This is a genomic window from Nonomuraea sp. NPDC049421 (assembly GCF_040677005.1).
Taxonomy (GTDB): domain Bacteria; phylum Actinomycetota; class Actinomycetes; order Streptosporangiales; family Streptosporangiaceae; genus Nonomuraea; species Nonomuraea salmonea.
On the sequence record NZ_JBFAQA010000010.1, the window covers coordinates 1 to 16,390 of the forward strand.

The 16,390-nt window shown below is 70.5% G+C and carries 14 protein-coding genes and 1 pseudogene; 5 read left to right on the forward strand and 10 right to left on the reverse strand.

Annotation, left to right across the window (positions count from 1 at the left end; genetic code table 11):
• Positions 1-37: 37 nt before the first annotated feature.
• Positions 38-456: pseudogene (gene tnpA, locus AB0K18_RS18570) on the forward strand (IS200/IS605 family transposase); the annotation flags it as partial.
• 148 nt (positions 457-604) lie between these two features.
• On the opposite strand, the gene AB0K18_RS18575 reads toward tnpA, so the two are convergent.
• The 4 genes from AB0K18_RS18575 to AB0K18_RS18590 form a co-directional block, all read right to left on the reverse strand.
• On the reverse strand, positions 605-1,018 hold the full coding sequence (locus AB0K18_RS18575; protein ID WP_364558504.1) for a cupin domain-containing protein: 414 nt from the start codon (positions 1,016-1,018) through the stop codon (positions 605-607).
• A gap of 19 nt (positions 1,019-1,037) precedes the next feature.
• Entirely contained in the window at positions 1,038-1,853 is an 816-nt protein-coding gene (locus tag AB0K18_RS18580; protein ID WP_364915398.1) for a phosphoenolpyruvate hydrolase family protein, read from the reverse strand.
• Between the two features lie 30 nt (positions 1,854-1,883).
• Complete coding sequence (locus AB0K18_RS18585) at positions 1,884-3,113, reverse strand: Tm-1-like ATP-binding domain-containing protein (protein ID WP_364915400.1); 1,230 nt, start codon at positions 3,111-3,113, stop codon at positions 1,884-1,886.
• Positions 3,114-3,192: 79 nt separating this feature from the next.
• The gene (locus AB0K18_RS18590) at positions 3,193-3,789 is read right to left on the reverse strand and encodes an XRE family transcriptional regulator (RefSeq protein WP_364915402.1); all 597 of its coding nucleotides are present in this window, start codon (positions 3,787-3,789) and stop codon (positions 3,193-3,195) included.
• 97 nt (positions 3,790-3,886) lie between these two features.
• Here AB0K18_RS18590 and AB0K18_RS18595 point away from each other — a divergent pair, with 97 nt between their 5' ends.
• The 3 genes from AB0K18_RS18595 (at position 3,887) to AB0K18_RS18605 (ending at position 8,169) form a co-directional block, all read left to right on the forward strand.
• The gene (locus tag AB0K18_RS18595) at positions 3,887-5,347 is read left to right on the forward strand and encodes an NCS1 family nucleobase:cation symporter-1 (RefSeq protein WP_364915404.1); all 1,461 of its coding nucleotides are present in this window, start codon (positions 3,887-3,889) and stop codon (positions 5,345-5,347) included.
• Complete coding sequence (locus AB0K18_RS18600) at positions 5,344-6,072, forward strand: aspartate/glutamate racemase family protein (protein ID WP_364915406.1); 729 nt, start codon at positions 5,344-5,346, stop codon at positions 6,070-6,072. The genes AB0K18_RS18595 and AB0K18_RS18600 overlap by 4 nt, the downstream gene beginning before the upstream one ends.
• 123 nt (positions 6,073-6,195) lie before the next feature.
• Positions 6,196-8,169, forward strand: a complete 1,974-nt coding sequence (locus AB0K18_RS18605) for a glycosyl hydrolase family 18 protein (protein WP_364915408.1) — start codon at positions 6,196-6,198, stop codon at positions 8,167-8,169.
• A gap of 53 nt (positions 8,170-8,222) precedes the next feature.
• Here AB0K18_RS18605 and AB0K18_RS18610 read toward each other — a convergent pair whose 3' ends face one another.
• Complete coding sequence (locus tag AB0K18_RS18610) at positions 8,223-9,068, reverse strand: aldo/keto reductase (protein ID WP_364369087.1); 846 nt, start codon at positions 9,066-9,068, stop codon at positions 8,223-8,225.
• 146 nt (positions 9,069-9,214) lie between these two features.
• On the opposite strand from AB0K18_RS18610, the gene AB0K18_RS18615 reads away from it, so the two are divergent.
• Complete coding sequence (locus tag AB0K18_RS18615) at positions 9,215-10,819, forward strand: M28 family metallopeptidase (protein WP_364915410.1); 1,605 nt, start codon at positions 9,215-9,217, stop codon at positions 10,817-10,819.
• Positions 10,820-11,031: 212 nt separating this feature from the next.
• On the opposite strand, the gene AB0K18_RS18620 is transcribed toward AB0K18_RS18615, so the two are convergent.
• From AB0K18_RS18620 to AB0K18_RS18640, 5 genes are read right to left on the reverse strand one after another with little or no spacing between them, the layout of a single operon-like run.
• Positions 11,032-12,393 carry a sulfatase-like hydrolase/transferase gene (locus tag AB0K18_RS18620; RefSeq protein WP_364915412.1) on the reverse strand — a complete coding sequence of 454 codons (1,362 nt, stop codon included), beginning with the start codon at positions 12,391-12,393 and terminating at the stop codon, positions 11,032-11,034.
• Between the two features lie 11 nt (positions 12,394-12,404).
• Positions 12,405-13,214 (reverse strand): carbohydrate ABC transporter permease, encoded by an 810-nt coding sequence (locus tag AB0K18_RS18625; protein WP_364915414.1) that lies wholly within the window; start codon positions 13,212-13,214, stop codon positions 12,405-12,407.
• Positions 13,214-14,086: a sugar ABC transporter permease gene (locus tag AB0K18_RS18630; RefSeq protein ID WP_364369077.1), complete on the reverse strand. Its 873-nt coding sequence runs from the start codon at positions 14,084-14,086 to the stop codon at positions 13,214-13,216. The genes AB0K18_RS18625 and AB0K18_RS18630 overlap by 1 nt, the downstream gene beginning before the upstream one ends.
• Entirely contained in the window at positions 14,083-15,360 is a 1,278-nt protein-coding gene (locus tag AB0K18_RS18635; RefSeq protein ID WP_364915416.1) for a sugar ABC transporter substrate-binding protein, read from the reverse strand. The genes AB0K18_RS18630 and AB0K18_RS18635 overlap by 4 nt, the downstream gene beginning before the upstream one ends.
• A gap of 13 nt (positions 15,361-15,373) precedes the next feature.
• Positions 15,374-16,375 carry a LacI family DNA-binding transcriptional regulator gene (locus AB0K18_RS18640; protein ID WP_364915418.1) on the reverse strand — a complete coding sequence of 334 codons (1,002 nt, stop codon included), beginning with the start codon at positions 16,373-16,375 and terminating at the stop codon, positions 15,374-15,376.
• Positions 16,376-16,390 lie beyond the last annotated feature (15 nt).

A 16,390-nucleotide genomic window follows, 5' to 3' on the forward strand; every position in this document is an offset into this window, starting at 1 on the left:
GTACCGCAACTGCACACGATCATCTTACGGTTGGGCTATGGCCGATCACAGCGATATCAGACCGGCAGGCATTGCGTTTTCGTGCTGCACGCACACTTGGTTTTCGTGACGAAATTCCGGCATCGAATGTTCACCGGCGAGCACCTGACCCGGCTGCAAGAGATCATGAGATCCGTGTGCGCCGACTTCGAAACCGAGCTGCGCGAGTTCAACGGCGAGGACAACCACGTCCACCCGCTGGTCGACTTCCCACCCAAGCTGGTCAACTTCCCACCCAAGGTGGCCCTGTCCAAGCTGGTCAACAGCCTCAAGGGCGTGTCCTCGCGCCGGATGCGTCAGGAGTTCCCCGAACCGGCCCGCCACTACTACCGGGCGAACAAGCTGTGGTCGGGCTCCTACTTCGCCGGGTCGGTGGGCGCTCCGATCAGTGTCCTGCGCCAGTACATCGAACAGCAGAACCCGCCCAGCCCGGATGCTCGCCCGGCGGCGAAACGGCTGTTCTCGCCCCGCTACGCGGGCTGGTCGGCTTCACCCCCTGCCCGAAGGCCGGAGCACAGCCGACGATTCCGGTAGCGACGGTCCAGTGCAAGGCGTGTGGTGCGGGTCACCCCAGCTTGACCGCCCAGCTCGGATGCTCGCCCGGCGGCAGCTCGACGAAGCCGGGCAGCTCGCGCAGCGCCTCCTCCTCCCCGCCAGGCGTATACGTCGCGATGATCCGCAGCGGCCGCCACCCGGTGTTGAACGTCGAGTGCAACGTCCCCATGGGGATGTAGACGGCGTCGCCCGCCTTCACCGCGAACTCGGGCTCGTCGCCGACCGTCTGCCGCCCCTCCCCCTCGATGATGTAGAGCACCTCGTCGGAGGCGGGGTGCAGGTGGCGGTCGTGCCCTCTGTCGGGATTGATCACGACCTCGCCGAACGTGGACGACGCGCCCGGCACGGTGGCCGGGGTGACGTGCCACTTGATCGAGCCCCAGTCGAAGAGCATGGTCGGGACGTCTTCTGGCCTGCGGTGCATGGAGGGACTCCCTCGGTCGTCAGAGGGCCTTGAAGGCCCTGAGCTGGTCGGCGATGGCGCGCTCGGCGGGCAGGCGTTCCATCGAGGAGGCGCCGAAGAAGCCGGCCACGCCGGTGGTGCGTTCCTGGATGAAGCGGACGTCGTCCGGCTCGGCGATCGGGCCGCCGTGGCACAGGACGATGACGTCGGGGTTGACCGCCACGGCGGCGTCGTGCATCTCCTGCACGCGTACGGCCGACTCCTCCAGGCTGAGCGCGGTCTTGGCGCCGATGCTGCCCTTGGTGGTCAGGCCCATGTGCGGCACCAGGATGTCGGCGCCCGCCTCGGCCATGGCGGTGGCCTGCTCGGCGGTGAAGACGTAGGGGGCGGTGAGCAGGCCGCGCTCGGCGGCCAGCCGGATCATCTCGATCTCCAGGTCGAACCCCATGCCGGTCTCCTCCAGGTTCGCCCGGAAGACGCCGTCGATGAGGCCGACGGTGGGGAAGTTCTGGACGCCGGTGAAGCCCATCGCGCTCAGCTGGTCGAGGAACTGCGGCATGAGCCGGAACGGGTCGGTGCCGCACACCCCGGCCAGCACGGGGGTGTCCTTGACGACCGGCAGCACCTCGCCGGCCATCTCGACCACGATCGCGTTGGCGTCCCCGTACGGCAGCAGCCCCGCGAGCGAGCCGCGCCCGGCCATCCTGAACCGGCCGGAGTTGTAGATGATGATCAGATCGACGCCGCCGGCCTCGGCCGCCTTGGCCGACAGGCCGGTGCCCGCGCCGGCTCCGATGATGAGCCGCCCCGCCTTCCGCTCGGCCCGCAACCTGCCGAGCGCCTCGTCACGCTTCATGCCGTCCCCTTTCCACGCGCCCGGCGCGCCTCATGCCGTTCCCTTCTGGATGAGCTCGTGCAGCCGGTCCGCGGCGGCCACCGCGAACGCCGGCCGGTTGATGTCGTCGGCGCTCTCCACCACCTGCACGTCGGTGCCCGCCACGGCGGCCAGCACGGCGTCGAAGCAGGCGGCGTCGGCGGCCGGGTCGTGGAACGGGCCGCCCGGCACGTCCACGGCCGAGACGCCGCCGCGCGGCACGAACAGCACGACGGGCCCGGTGGCGGCGGCCAGCTTGGCGCCGATGCGCCGGCCCAGCTCGGCGTTCTCCTCGGGGGTGGTGCGCATGAGCGTCACGGTCGGGTTGTGCACGAGCAGGTTGCGCTCGCGGAAGCGGGCGGGCACGGTGTCCATCGGCCCGAAGTTGACCATGTCGAGCGCGCCCAGGCTGACGACCTGCGGAACCCCGGCGGCGCCGGCGGCGCTCAGCCGGTCGGGGCCGGCCGACAGCACGCCGCCGACCAGGTCGTCCGCGAGTTCGGTGGTGGTGAGGTCGAGGACGCCGGCGAAGTAGCCGCTCGCGGTGAGCGCCTCCATGGCCCGGCCGCCCGAGCCGGTGGCGTGGAAGACGATCACCTCGTAGCCCAGCTCCTCGAGGCGGGCACGGGCGGCGTCCACGGCGGGCGTGGTGACGCCGAACATCGTGGCCGCCACCAGCGGCCGGTCCTCGCCGGACGGACCGCCGGCGCGAGCGTCGTACGCGGCGGCCATGGCGGCGATCGCGGCGGCGGCGTTGCCGAGGATCTGCCGGGAGATCGAGTTGACCCCGGCCACGTCGACGACGCTGTACATGAGCGTCACGTCGCTCTGCCCCACGTACGCCGACACGTCGCCGGACGCCATGGTCGAGACGAGCAGCTTGGGCAGGCCCACGGGCAGCGCCGCCATGGCGGCCGCCGCGATCGAGGAGCCGCCGCTGCCGCCCAGCGCCAGCACGCCGCTCAGCCCGCCACGCTCGTACAGGTCGCGGGCGACGCGCGCGGCTCCGGCGGCCATCGCGCTCAGGGCCGCGCCGCGGTCACCGGCGCTCCTGAGCTCCTCCAGGCTCGCCCCGCCCGCCTCGGCCACCTCGGCCGCCGGGATGTCGGGCGCGAGCGTCCCGCCGCCCATGACGCCTGCGTCGAGCAGGAGGACCTGCTGTCCCGCGGCCGTGACGAGGTCGCGGACATAGGCGTACTCCGCGCCCTTGGTGTCGAGCGTGCCCAGCAGTAGTACGGCCATCCGACCCTCCTCAGGGGGAACGACGGGTTCGCTGCCATCGGACAGCCTCCCCAGCCGCGCCCTGACTCACGCCTGCCGGTCAGCGGCCGTGCACGATCAGCCAGGTCGCGACGGCGGTGACGGTGGCCGAGCGGTTGCCGATGATGTGCGGCCTGCTGCACGGGAACGTGATGGAGTCGCCCTGCGCCAGCGTGACGGTCTCCGACTCGAACTCGATCGTGAGCTCCCCCGCCGTGACCGTGCCGACCTCGTACCCCTCGTGGCGCAGGAAGCGGCCGTGCGCGGTGGAGACCGCGTGCGGCGGGTACGTGGACTCGAAGAACTCGACGTCGGGGGTCGGCCCCGGCGACAAGCGGCGGAACGTCACCCCGCCGCCCAGCCGGATCGGCGCCACCTCACCGGCCCGCCCCACCGCGAGCCCGGGAGCCCCGGGCGGGTCGGGCGCGTAGTCGAAGACCGCCGCCAGCGGCGCCCCGATGGCCGTCACGTACGCGATCAACCGGCTCACCGACGGCCGCATGGTGCCGCGCTCGATCTGGGACACGGCGCTGGGCGAGATGCCGAGCTCCTTCGCCACCGCCCGCAGCGACTTGCCCGACTCCGTGCGCAGCTCGCGCAGCCGCCGCCCGAGCCGCTCGCCGCCGATCGCCTCCAGGTCCTCCATGACCTCCGTCACACGTCTTTAACACTTGCGACATCGGGACCGCCGCACGCAGGGTGTTAAGTGATGGCTTAACACCGTCCGGCGACCCTACCCCCCAAGGATGCCGCACATGACACAGCCGACCGTCGCCCAAGCCCCTCCCCACGACCCCCGGCTCACCAATGAGGACCTGGCCCCGCTGCGCAAGCAGAGCTGGTCGTCGTACAACATCTTCGCCTTCTGGATGTCCGACGTGCACAGCGTCGGCGGCTACGTGACCGCGGGCAGCCTGTTCGCGCTCGGCCTGGCGAGCTGGCAGGTGCTGTTCGCGCTGCTGGCCGGCATCGTCATCGTCAACGTCTTCTGCAACCTGGTCGCCAAGCCGAGCCAGGTCACCGGGGTGCCGTACCCGGTGATCAACCGGGTGGTCTTCGGCGTGCTGGGGGCGAACATCCCGGCCATCGTGCGGGGCTCGATCGCCATCGCGTGGTACGGCGTGCAGACGTACCTGGCCTCGCAGTCGCTCATCATCATCTTCCTGAAGTTCTGGCCCGCCACGGCCGCGCTCAACGAGCCGACCTTCCTCGGTCTGTCCGTGCTCGGCTACATCTGCTACGCCATCCTGTGGGTGGCGCAGGCGGCGGTGTTCTGGCGCGGCATGGACGCCATCCGCCGCTTCGTGGACTGGGCGGGGCCCGCCGTCTACGTGGTCATGCTGGTCCTGGCCGGCTATCTGGTGAGCAGGGCCGGTTGGGAGAACATCAGCCTGGACCTGTCGCAGGGCGAGAGCCTGGGCTTCGCCGAGTCGATCCCGGTGATGCTGAGCGCGATCGCGCTGGTGGTGTCGTACTTCTCCGGGCCGATGCTGAACTTCGGCGACTTCTCCCGCTACGGCCGCTCGTTCGACGCGGTCAAGCGCGGCAACCTCCTCGGCCTGCCGATCAACTTCCTGTTCTTCTCCCTGCTGACGGTCATCACTGCGTCGGCCACGATGCCGGTGTTCGGCGAGCTGATCACCGACCCGATCCACACCGTGCAGCGCATCGACACGCCGTTCGCGATCCTGCTGGGCGGCCTGACGTTCGTGATCGCGACCGTGGGCATCAACATCGTGGCGAACTTCATCTCGCCGGCCTTCGACTTCTCCAACGTCAGCCCGCAGCGCATCAGCTGGCGTACCGGCGGGATGATCGCGGCGGTCGGCTCTGTGCTGCTCACCCCGTGGAACTGGTACGGCGACCCCGACGCCATCCACTACACGCTGGGCCTGCTGGGCGCGCTGATCGGGCCGCTGTTCGGCATCCTGATCGCGGGCTACTACGTGTGCGCGCGGCAGCGGGTCTCGGTGGACGAGCTGTTCACGATGGACCCGGGCGGGCGCTACTGGTTCAGCAAGGGCTACAACCCCAACGCCGTCTGGGCCACGGTGGCGGCGGGCGTGCCGGCCATCGCCTCGGTGCTGGTGCCCAAGTGGATCACGGTCGTCGAGCTGGCCTGGCTGGCCGACTTCAGCTGGTTCATCGGCTGCGGGATCGGGTTCGTGGCGATGGTGCTGCTGGAGCGGCGCGTACCGCGGATCATGCCGGCATGACCCATATCCGGGTGATCAATCCGAACACCGCCCTGGCGATGACCGAGTCCATCGGTCGGTGCGCCAGGGCGGTGGCGTCGTCGTCGACCGAGGTGACGGCGGTGAGCCCGGCCATGGGGCCGGAGTCGATCGAGAGCCACTACGACGAGGCGCTGGCGGTCCCGGGGCTGCTTGCCGAGATCGCGGCGGGCGAGCGGGCGGGCGTGGACGCGTACGTGATCGCCTGTTTCGGCGACCCCGGCCTGGACGCGGCGCGCGAGCTGGCGGCGGGTCCCGTGCTGGGCATCGCGGAGGCCGCGATGCACGCCGCCACGATGGTCGGCAGGACCTTCAGCGTGGTGACCACGCTGGCCAGGACCACCGGCAGGGCCTGGGAGCTCGCCCACCGGTACGGCTTCGCCGCCGCCTGCCGGGGCGTGCACGCCTGCGAGATCCCCGTGCTGGACCTGGAGCAGCCGCCGGCCCGCGCGGCGGTGACCGAGCTGTGCGCGTCGGTGGCCGAACGGGACGGCAGCGACGTGATCGTGCTGGGCTGCGCGGGCATGGCGGACTTCTGCGCCGAGGTGACGCGGGCGACGGGCGTGCCGGTGATCGACGGGGTGGCGGCGGCCACCCGGTTCGCCGAGTCGCTGGTGGCGCTGGGGCTGCGGACGAGCACGCGCGGCGAGTACGCCCGCCCGCTCCCCAAGCGCTACACGGGCCTGCTGCGCGATTTCACGATCTAGACCGGATCTCTTGACCGCCTGCTCGGGTTGGGGTTACTGTCGGCGCATAACTAAAAGGAAACTTTCCTAATAGTTTGATCAGGCATCCCACCCCCCCGTTCACCCTCGACCGGATGTCGGAGCATGATGAAGAACCCCACCCTGAGCAAGGTCCTCGCCGGTCTGGCGGCCCTGGCGCTGCCGCTGACCGCGCTCGTCGCCGCGCCGGGCACGGCCACCGCCGCCGCCGGGCAGTCCTCCTTACAGGCCCTGCAGGCCGACTGGACGGCGTGGACGGCGTACACGGCCGGCACGCGCGTGACGTACAACGGCGTGCAGTACGAGTGCGTCCAGAGCCACACCTCCCAGCCCGGCTGGGAGCCGCCGAACGTGCCCGCCCTGTGGAAGGTCGTCTCGGGCGGCGGCGGCGACACCAGCGCGCCGAGCGTCCCCGGCAACCTGCGCTCGACCGGCGTGACGAACACGAGCGTCACCCTCGCCTGGAACGCCTCCACCGACAACGTCGCCGTCACCGGCTACGAGATCTACCGCGGCGGCACCCTCGTCGCCACCGTCACCGGCACCGGCCACACCGACACCGGCCTCTCCGCGAACACCTCCTACAGCTACACCGTCCGCGCCCGCGACGCCGCAGGAAACCGCTCCGGCACCAGCAACAGCGTCACGGCCACCACCTCGGGCGGCGGGGGCGGTGACACCAGCGCGCCGAGCGTGCCGGGCAACCTGCGCTCGACCGGCGTCACCGGCAGCTCCGTCGCGCTGGCCTGGAACGCCTCCACCGACAACGTCGCCGTCACCGGCTACGAGGTCCATCGCGGCGGCACCCTGGTCGCGACCGTGACCGGCACGACGTACACCGACACCGGGCTGAACGCCAACACCTCCTACAGCTACACCGTCCGCGCCCGCGACGCCGCAGGAAACCGCTCGGCCAACAGCAACAGCGTCACGGCGACGACCACGGGCGGCGGCGGAGGCGGGGGCAAGAAGGTCCTCGGCTACTTCGTGCAGTGGGGCGTCTACACCCGCAACTACCACGTCAAGAACATCGACACCAGCGGCTCTGCGGCCAAGCTGACGCACATCAACTACGCCTTCGGCAACGTGACGAACGGCCAGTGCGCGATCGGCGACAGCCACGCCGACTACGACCGCTTCTACCAGGCCAACGAGAGCGTGGACGGCGTCGCCGACACCTGGGACCCGGGCGCGCTGCGCGGCAGCTTCAACCAGCTGCGCAAGCTGAAGAAGAAGCACCCGCACATCAAGGTGCTGTTCTCCTTCGGCGGCTGGACCTGGTCCGGCGGCTTCGGGCAGGCCGCGCAGAACCCGGCCGCGTTCGCCGAGTCCTGCTACCGCCTGGTCGAGGACCCGCGCTGGGCCGACGTCTTCGACGGAATCGACATCGACTGGGAGTACCCGAACGCCTGCGGCCTGACCTGCGACAGCAGCGGCCCGGCCGCGTTCAGGAACCTCATGCAGGCGCTGCGCGACCGCTTCGGCCAGAACTACCTGGTCACCGCCGCGATCACGGCCGACGGCACCAACGGCGGCAAGATCGACGCGGCCGACTACGGCGGCGCCGCGCAGTACCTCGACTGGTACAACGTCATGACCTACGACTACTTCGGCGCCTTCGCGGCGCAGGGCCCGACGGCCCCGCACTCGCCGCTCACGTCCTACCCGGGCATCCCGACGGCGGGCTTCCACTCCGACGCGGCCGTCCAGAAGCTGAAGAGCAAGGGCGTGCCGGCGAGCAAGCTGCTGCTCGGCATCGGCTTCTACGGGCGCGGCTGGGCCGGGGTCACGCAGTCGGCGCCGGGCGGCACCGCCACCGGGCCCGCGCCGGGCACGTACGAGCAGGGCATCGAGGACTACAAGGTGCTCAAGACCCGCTGCCCGGCCACCGGGACGGTCGCGGGCACGGCGTACGCGTACTGCGGCAACCAGTGGTGGAGCTACGACACGCCGGCCACCATCGGCGGCAAGATGAACTACTCGAAGGACCAGGGCCTCGGCGGCGCGTTCTTCTGGGAGCTCAGCGGCGACACGACCAACGCCGAGCTGCTCACGGCCATGAAGAACGGCCTGGGCTGACCGGCGGCGAGCCGGCTCTCCACGCGGGTGTGGAGGGCCGGCTCCCTCGCGGTTCAGCTCAGCTCGGCGACCTGCTCGGCCGTCAGCGTCACCGTGGAGGCGCCCAGGTTCTCCTCCAGGTGGGCGATCGACGACGTGCCGGGGATCGGCGCGACCACCGGTGAGCGGGCCAGCAGCCAGGCCAGGCTGACCTGCGCGGGCGTCGCGCCGAGCAGCTTGGCGACGTGCTCGACCGGCCCGCCGGGCGCGGCCAGCGCGCCCTTGGCGATGGGGCTGTAGGGGATGAACACGATGCCCTGCTCGGTGCAGTGGTCGAGCACGGACTCGGAGAAACGGTTGGTGAGGTTGTAGCGGTTCTGGACGGAGACGATGCCGGCGATGCGCCGCGCCTGCTCCAGCTCCTCGACGCTCACCTCGGACAGGCCGATGGCGGCGATCTTGCCCTCGTCCTGGAGCGCCTTCAGCTCGCCGATCTGGTCCTCAAGCGGCACCTTCGGGTCGATGCGGTGCAGCTGGAGCAGGTCGAGCCGGTCCTGGCCGAGCCGGCGCAGGCTCATCTCGACCTCCTGACGGAGGTACTCGGGGCGGCCCACGGCGTGCCACTGGCCGGGCCCGGTGCGCACGAAACCGGCCTTGGTGGCGATCAGCAGGTCCTCGGGGTACGGGTGCAGCGCCTCGCGGATGATCTCCTCGCTGACGTACGGGCCGTAGGAGTCGGCCGTGTCGATGAGGTTCACCCCCAGCTCGACGACACGGCGCAAAACCTTGACGGCCGCGTCCCTGTCGGACGGCGGTCCCCAGACTCCTGGGCCGGTCAGGCTCATGGCGCCGAAGCCCAGGCGGTGCACGGTCTTGCCGCCGATGGTGATAGAGCCGGTGGATGGGAGCGATATGGACATGACAGTTCCTCGTCTCGGATGCGACGTTCCAAGTCCGTGATGCAACGGATACGCGGACAAATCTTCCCTATCACCCGCCCGATGAATACGTTTCGGAACACGTGCGCAAAATGACCCGGTTCACCCCTCCACGTACGAGGAGCACCATGTCTTACCGCTTACGTAAAGGCATGCTCGGCGCCATCACCGCTGTGGCCGTGGCCTTGTCACCCCTCGCATTCACCGGAACCGCCGCCGCCCAGGGCGGGCACGGCGGCGGGCACGGGCCTGGGCACGGGCACGGGCACGGGCACGGGCCCAAGGACCCGCACAAGAAGGAAGTCGAGAAGCTCGTCAAGGCCGTCTCGGGCAAGAACGTCAAGAAGCACCTCAAGGCGTTCCAGGCCATCGCCGACGCCAGCAACGGCACCCGCGTCTCCGGTACGCGCGGCTTCGACGCCTCCCGCGACTACGTGGCGGGCAAGCTGCGCAAGGCCGGCTACCAGGTGACGATCCAGCCCTTCGAGTTCGTCTTCGACGGCTACGTCACCCCGCCGGTGCTGCAGACCACCAGTGGGACGCCCAAGACGTACCAGTACGGGTTCTTCAGCGACTACGTGGCGATGGGCGACTCGCCCGCCGGGTCGGTCACCGGCACCGTCCAGCCCGTGGACCTGACGCTGCCGCCGGGGCCGGAGAACAGCTCGACCTCGGGGTGCGAGCCGGAGGACTTCGCCGGGTTCACCGCCGGCAACATCGCGCTCATGCAGCGCGGCACCTGCAACTTCCGGGTGAAGGTGGACAACGCGCTGGCGGCCGGGGCTATCGGGGCCATCGTCTTCAACGAGGGCCAGGAGGGGCGTACGGAGGTGGACCTCAACCCGGTGCTCGGCGGGCCCGGCGTGACGATCCCCTCGTTCTTCACCCGCTTCTCGGTCGGCGAGGAGCTGGCCGCGGCCGGCACCACGGTCACCATGAACTGGGACCCGATCGTCGAGACCAGGACCACCTACAACGTGATCGCGCAGAGCAGGAAGGGCGACCCGAACAAGGTCGTCATGCTCGGCGCCCACCTCGACAGCGTGCAGGAGGGGCCGGGCATCAACGACAACGGCTCCGGCAGCGCGGGCGTCCTGGAGGTGGCGCTGCAGGCGGCCAAGCTCAAGCCCAAGAACCAGCTGCGCTTCGCCTTCTGGGGCGCCGAGGAGTTCGGGCTGCTCGGCTCCGAGCACTACGTGGCCTCGCTGAGCGAGGAGGAGCGGGCCAAGATCAAGCTGTACCTGAACTTCGACATGATCGGCTCGCCCAACTACACGTTCGGCATCTACGACGGTGACGGCGACGCGTTCGGCACCGCCGGGCCTCCCGGATCCGACAAGATCGAGGAGGACTTCGAGAAGTTCTTCGCCGGGCGGCGGCTGCCGTTCACGGCCACGGCGTTCACCGGACGCTCCGACTACGGGCCGTTCATCGCGGTCGGCATCGCGTCGGGCGGCCTGTTCACCGGCGCCGAGGAGCTCAAGACCGAGGAGGAGGCGGCCATCTTCGGCGGCACCGCCGGCCTCCCGCTCGACCCGTGCTACCACAGCGTCTGCGACACGATCAAGAACATCAACGACAAGGCGCTTGACGTGAACAGCGACGCCATCGCCACCCTGGCCGGCACGTACGCGTTCGACATCGGCACGATAGGCACCACACCCCCCGCCCCGGCAAGCGCCGCCCGCACCGCGGAGAAGCACACCCACAAGCCCGCCGACGCGGCGGCCTGACCTCGAAAGCGCCTCTCCACCCCTCAAAGGAGGGGGGTGGAGAGGCGCCCACCCGTCCGCAGCGGAGCCCACCTACTCGGCCCGAAAAGACCCGCCCTCGAACAACAGGCCCTCGCCGCAAGCCCCCGCGCACAGTCCGCGGTGACCCCCTCCCATCAAAGGGACCTCAGCCCGTGCGGCCCCGCAGCAAGGCTCGGGACGCTCAGCCGACCTCAAGGGCGGGGCTGGTGGCCGAAGCGGGTGGGGTTCGGGGACTTTGAGCGGACTGCGGGGTCGGGCATTGCCTGGGTGCGGCCGGGCACGCGCTCGGCCGGGTCCACGATCGGCTCCACTTCCCCGGCCGCGACGATGCGGCGGATCAGGCGTTCGCGCAGTTCGGCCGCGACCGCCTCATGCGAGGGGTAGCCGGCCAGGTTGACCAGCTCGTACGGGTCGTTGACGACGTCGTACAGGGCCTGCTCCCGATAGCGGGGGGCGGCGGGGTCGTCCCAGGGGTCGGCGCCTTCGGCGACGGCGTAGTACTTCCACCGCGACGTCCTGATCCCGCGCCCCACCTCGGACTCGCTCACCTGGAAGAACACCTCGCCGGGCCAGTCGGCCCGGGGGTCGCGCAGCAGCGGCAGGAACGAGCGCCCCTGCATCGCGTCGGGCACCGGCAGCCCGGCCGCCTCCAGCAGGGTGGGCGGCAGGTCGAGCGTGCTGACGGGCCGCGCGATGGCGCCGCCCCCGTCGAAGCCGGGCCCGCGCAGCGCCAGCGGCACCCGCAGCGAGGCGTCGTGGCAGGACCGCTTGTACTCGCCGTTGCGGGTCTTGAAGTGGTTGCCGTGGTCGGAGGTGTACGCCACGATCGTGTCGTCCAGCAGGTCCATGCTGCGCAGCGCGTCGAGCAGCCGCCCGAGCCCCTCGTCGAGGCGCTTGACCTGGCCGAGGTAGCCGCCCATGTGCTGGTGCGCGGTGCCGCCGAGCGCGGCGAGGTCGGGCGGCATCCAGGTGCCCTGGCAACGCTCCTCGTAGCCGTCGGGCGCGGGATAGGTGTCCACCTCGTTCTGGTGATGCGGCTCCAGGAACGACAGGAACAGGTAGAACGGCTCGCCGGCGTGGTCGGCCACGAACCGCACGGCCGCGTCCACGAGCGCGTCGGAGCGGTAGCCGGGCAGCATGACGGGCTCGTTCGCCTCGTCGTAGACGATCGTGCGGTAGGCGTCGGAGGTGTGCTCGAGCGCGTTGGCGGCCAGCCAGCTCTGGTAGCCGCCGCGCTGGTGCTCGGGCACCGGCTCCGAGCCGGCCAGGTGCCACTTGCCGATGTAGCCGGTGGCGTAGCCGGCCGCGCCGAAGAGGTGCGCGAGCGTGCGTTCCTCGGGTGGCAGGACGCGGCCGTTGCGGTGCACGCCGGTCGTGGTCGCGTAGCGGCCCGTCTGCAGCGCCGCGCGGGCCGGCGCGCACACCGGCTGTGGCGTGAGCGCGACCGTGGCCTGCGTGCCGTGCCTGGCCATGCGGTCGAGGTTGGGGGTGAGCGGGCCGACGGTGTCCCACCGCTGCTGGTCGGTGAAGACGACGATCACGTTCGGGCGCAAAAGGGAGACTCCTATCGAAGGCCGGTGAGGGCGATGCCCCGCACGAAATATCTCTGGGTGAGGACGAACAGGACGGCGGTGGGCACGAAGAGGATCACCGAGCCGGCCGCCGTGAGGTGCCACAGCGTGAAGTACTCCTGGTTGAACAGGGTGAGCCCGACCGGGATGGTGCGCATCTCGGGCGTGCTGGTGGCGACCAGCGGCCAGAGGAACTCGTTCCACTGGAAGACGAACGTGAACAGCGCGAGCACGGCCAGCGCGGGCCTGGTCTGCGGCAGGATGACGCTGCGGTAGATGCGCAGCTCGGAGGCCCCGTCGATGCGGGCAGCGCTGATGAGGTCGTCCGGGATGGGCTGGATGAACTGCCGCATCAGGAAGATCCCGAACGCGTCCATGAGGAACGGGGTGATGAGCCCCTGGTACGTGTTCAGCCACCCGAGGTTGGCCATGAGCACGTACAGCGGGATCATCCGCACGAAGAACGGCACCATGAGCGTGGCCAGCAGCGCCACGAACAGCGTGTTGCGCAGCGGGAAGCGGAACTTGGCGAACACGTACCCGACGAGCGGGTCGAACAACAGGTGCGACAGCGTGATCGCGCCGGCCACGACGAGGCTGTTGACGATGAAGTTCCCGAACGGCGCGCGGGCGAACAGCTCGGCGTAGTTGCCCCACTGCGGCGTCTCAGGCCAGAGCACCGCACTCGCCGCCAGCGTCTCCGCCTCGGTCTGCAGCGACAGCGAGACCATGTAGGCCAGCGGCAGCACCGTCACCAGGCTCGCCAGCGTGAGCACGGTGTAGAGCAGCACCTTGCGGCTCATCAGTACGTCACCTCTCCTCGCCGCCCGGCCCTGAGCTGGATCACGGTGAAGGCCACGATCACGAGGAGCAGCAGCACCGACTGCGCGGAGGAGTAACCGAAGTCCCTGGTCCGGAAGGCCACGTTGAAGATGTGGAAGACCGACAGGTCGGTGGCGTCGCCGGGCCCGCCGCCGGTGATGATGTACGCCTGCCCGAACGCCTGCAGCCCCGAGATCACCGCCATCACCGAGACGAACAGCGTGGTCGGGGCGAGCAGTGGCAGCGTGATGCGCCAGAACCGGCGCCAGGCGTCCGCCCCGTCGATCTTGGCGGCCTCGTGGTAGGTCTCGGGGATGCCCTGCAGCCCGGCCAGGAACAGCACCATGGTGTAGCCGACGCTCTGCCACAGTGTCACGGCGGCGATGGTGAGCAGCGGCGCGGTGTTGAGCCACTGCTGGCCGGGCAGCCCGGCCGCGAGCAGCACCCGGTTGAGCACGCCCAGGTCGGGGTCGAGGATGTTGCGCCACAGCAGCCCGACGATCGCCACCGACGTCAGGTACGGCACCAGCAGCAGCACCCGGAACGCCACCCGGCCCTTGAGCGGCTGGTCGATGGCCAGCGCCAGGGCCAGCCCGAGCACGATCGAGCCGGCCACGACCAGCACCGCGAAGACCACCGTGACGAGGAACGAGTGCCGCACGGCGGGGTCGGCGAGGGCCTGGCTGTAGTTGCCGAGCCCGGCCCACTGGTCGGCCATCGGCCCGGTGCGGAAGCCGGTGGCGACCACGTTGCCGATCGGCAGGTAGAACAGGGCCGCGAAGAACAGGATGGCCGGCAGCAGGAAGAGGTAGGCGGTCCTCGCGTACCGGCCGGAGAGCGTGCGCGGCCTCACTTCAGGTAGCCCTCCGCCGTCCTCGCGAACTCCGTCAGCACGTCGGCGGCGGGCCGGTTCTGGATGAGCACCTGCTGGTACATGACCTTCAGCTGCTCCTCCCACTTGCCGAACTGCCCGGTCAGCCGCACCGCCTGGGAGGAGTCCTCGGCCTGCGGCAGCGCGTCGGCGAACACCTTGGTCGCCGGGTCGGCCTGCACCTCGGGCAGCTTCGCCCAGGACACGCGAGGCATGAGCATGCCGGTCTCCTTGGTGGCGGCCTGCTCGACCTCCAGGGCGGTGATGCGCTTGATGAAGTCCCACGACAGCTCGGGCCTGCTCGCCTTGGCCGGCACGAACATGCTGACCCCGGCGGCCTGCGTGGCCCGTACCTTGTGCTCCAGCGGCGGCGCCACGCCGAGGTCGATGTCGGGGCTGGTCTTCCTGATCGGGTCGAGGTCCCAGGGGCCGGTGAGGATCATCGCGGCGCGCTTGGCCGAGAACAGCTTCTGCGGGCCGGAGTAGTCGGTGCTCGCGACGGGAACGGGCGCGACCTTGTGCTTGTGGACGAGGTCGGCCTGGAACTGCAGGGCCTCGATCGCGTCGGGGAGCGGGGTCATGACCTTGCCGGTCTCCGGGTCGTACGGGGTGACGCCGGCCTGCGTCATCCAGGGCCACATGTAGGTGTAGTCCTGGTTGAGCGCGACGCCGTACACGCCGTCCTTCGTCAGCTTCTTCGCGGCGGCGAGGAACTCCTCCCAGGTGCTGGGCACCTCGACGCCGGCGTCCCGCAGCATGCCCGCGTTGTAGAGCAGGGTGTTGCAGGTCAGGTGCAGCTGCACGCCGTACACCTTGCCCTGGTAGGAGTTGCGCTCGACGGTCACCGGCTGCCAGTCGGCGGGGAAGCCCATGGCCGCGCCGTCGCGGTCGGCGAAGTCCTGCAGCGGGCGCGCGTTGCCGGACAGCGCGAACTCCTGCACCCACCCGCCCGGCTCCTCCACCAGGTCGGGCACGGTGCCGGAGGCGAAGTCGGCGAGCAGCCTGGTGCGCAGGTCGGGCCACTGGTACTTCTGCAGGTTGACGGTGACCTTGTGGGCCTGCTCGAACTCGGCGATCACCTTGCGGTAGGCCTGGTAGTCGTGGCCGGCGTTCCAGTAGACGGTGAAGGTGCCGGGGGCGGCGCTCTGCGGAGCCGGCGCTCCCGCGCACGACGACAGGGCCGGCACGCCTGCTGCGGCGGTGGCGGCCACGCCGAGGAGCCGGATCAGGTCACGGCGTGAGGGGTGGGCGGGCATCGGGGTTTCCCTTCTAGGACGAGCCCCGCCGCACGAAGGTCCACGACCGGACGATCTCGCGGGCGGGCGGCGGCTCATCGGCCTGGAGGCGGTCGAAGAGCAGGCGTACGACGTCGGTGTAGTCGTGGCGCAGCGGGCCGACGGTGCTGAGCTGCGGATTGGTGATGAGACCCTCGTCGATGTTGCCGACCCCGACGATGGCGACGTCGCCCGGCACGCTCAGCCCGAGGTCCCTGGCGGCGTCGATGGCGCTGATCGCCGCCCGGTCGGCGGCGGCGAAGATCGCGTCGGGCCGGTCGGGCGAGCCGAGCAGCTCGGTCGCCGCCTGGTACGCCGCCACGCGGTCGTCGGCGCCCCCGGTCACGACGCGGTCGGTGACGCCGTGCCGGTCGAGGGCGGTGAGGTAGCCGAGCAGGCGCCCGGCGGGACGGTCGCGGTAGAGCTCGTGCCGCTGCCCCATGAACGCGACGCGCCGCCGGCCGGTGGCCAGCAGGTGCTCGACGGCCTCGGCGCTGGCCTCGGTCTCCGGGGTGCGGACGACGTCGCAGCCTTCGAGCCCGCTCTCGTTGCTCAGCACCACCATCGGCAGCCCGGTGGCGGCCAGCCCGGCGAGCAGGTCGTGGGCGAGGTGGTCGCCGACCACGTTGATCAGGGCGCCGTCGGCGAGGCCGCCGCGCAGCATCTCGATCGCGGCCTTCGCCCTCGCCTCGGAGTAGACGGCGAGCGTGACCACGGAGTAGCCGCGCGCGTCGGCCATCTCGTGCAGGTCGGTGGCCAGCCGTTCGTCGGTCGGGACGCCGCCGAACGTGCTCAGCACCAGGCAGACGCGCTGGGTGCGGCGCCTGCGCAGGCTCCTCGCGGCCTGGTTGGGGGTGTAGCCGAGCTGCCTGGCGGCGTCGAGCACCCGCTGCCTGGTCTCGGCGGCCACGGGTCGGTCGCGGCCGCTGAGCACGTAGGAGACGGTCGCCACTGACACGTTCGCCAGCTCGGCCACTTGTCGCGCTGTGGGTCTCATGTTAGTCGAATAACC

Coding starts and splice junctions, on each gene's coding strand:
- AB0K18_RS18605 (WP_364915408.1), top strand. CDS start 6,196: ATGATGAAGAACCCCACCCTGAGCAAGGTCCTCGCCGGTCTGGCGGCC.
- AB0K18_RS18625 (WP_364915414.1), bottom strand. CDS start 13,214: ATGAGCCGCAAGGTGCTGCTCTACACCGTGCTCACGCTGGCGAGCCTG.
- AB0K18_RS18635 (WP_364915416.1), bottom strand. CDS start 15,360: ATGCCCGCCCACCCCTCACGCCGTGACCTGATCCGGCTCCTCGGCGTG.
- AB0K18_RS18575 (WP_364558504.1), bottom strand. CDS start 1,018: ATGCACCGCAGGCCAGAAGACGTCCCGACCATGCTCTTCGACTGGGGC.
- AB0K18_RS18585 (WP_364915400.1), bottom strand. CDS start 3,113: ATGGCCGTACTACTGCTGGGCACGCTCGACACCAAGGGCGCGGAGTAC.
- AB0K18_RS18640 (WP_364915418.1), bottom strand. CDS start 16,375: ATGAGACCCACAGCGCGACAAGTGGCCGAGCTGGCGAACGTGTCAGTG.
- AB0K18_RS18600 (WP_364915406.1), top strand. CDS start 5,344: ATGACCCATATCCGGGTGATCAATCCGAACACCGCCCTGGCGATGACC.
- AB0K18_RS18610 (WP_364369087.1), bottom strand. CDS start 9,068: ATGTCCATATCGCTCCCATCCACCGGCTCTATCACCATCGGCGGCAAG.
- AB0K18_RS18615 (WP_364915410.1), top strand. CDS start 9,215: ATGTCTTACCGCTTACGTAAAGGCATGCTCGGCGCCATCACCGCTGTG.
- AB0K18_RS18580 (WP_364915398.1), bottom strand. CDS start 1,853: ATGAAGCGTGACGAGGCGCTCGGCAGGTTGCGGGCCGAGCGGAAGGCG.
- AB0K18_RS18595 (WP_364915404.1), top strand. CDS start 3,887: ATGACACAGCCGACCGTCGCCCAAGCCCCTCCCCACGACCCCCGGCTC.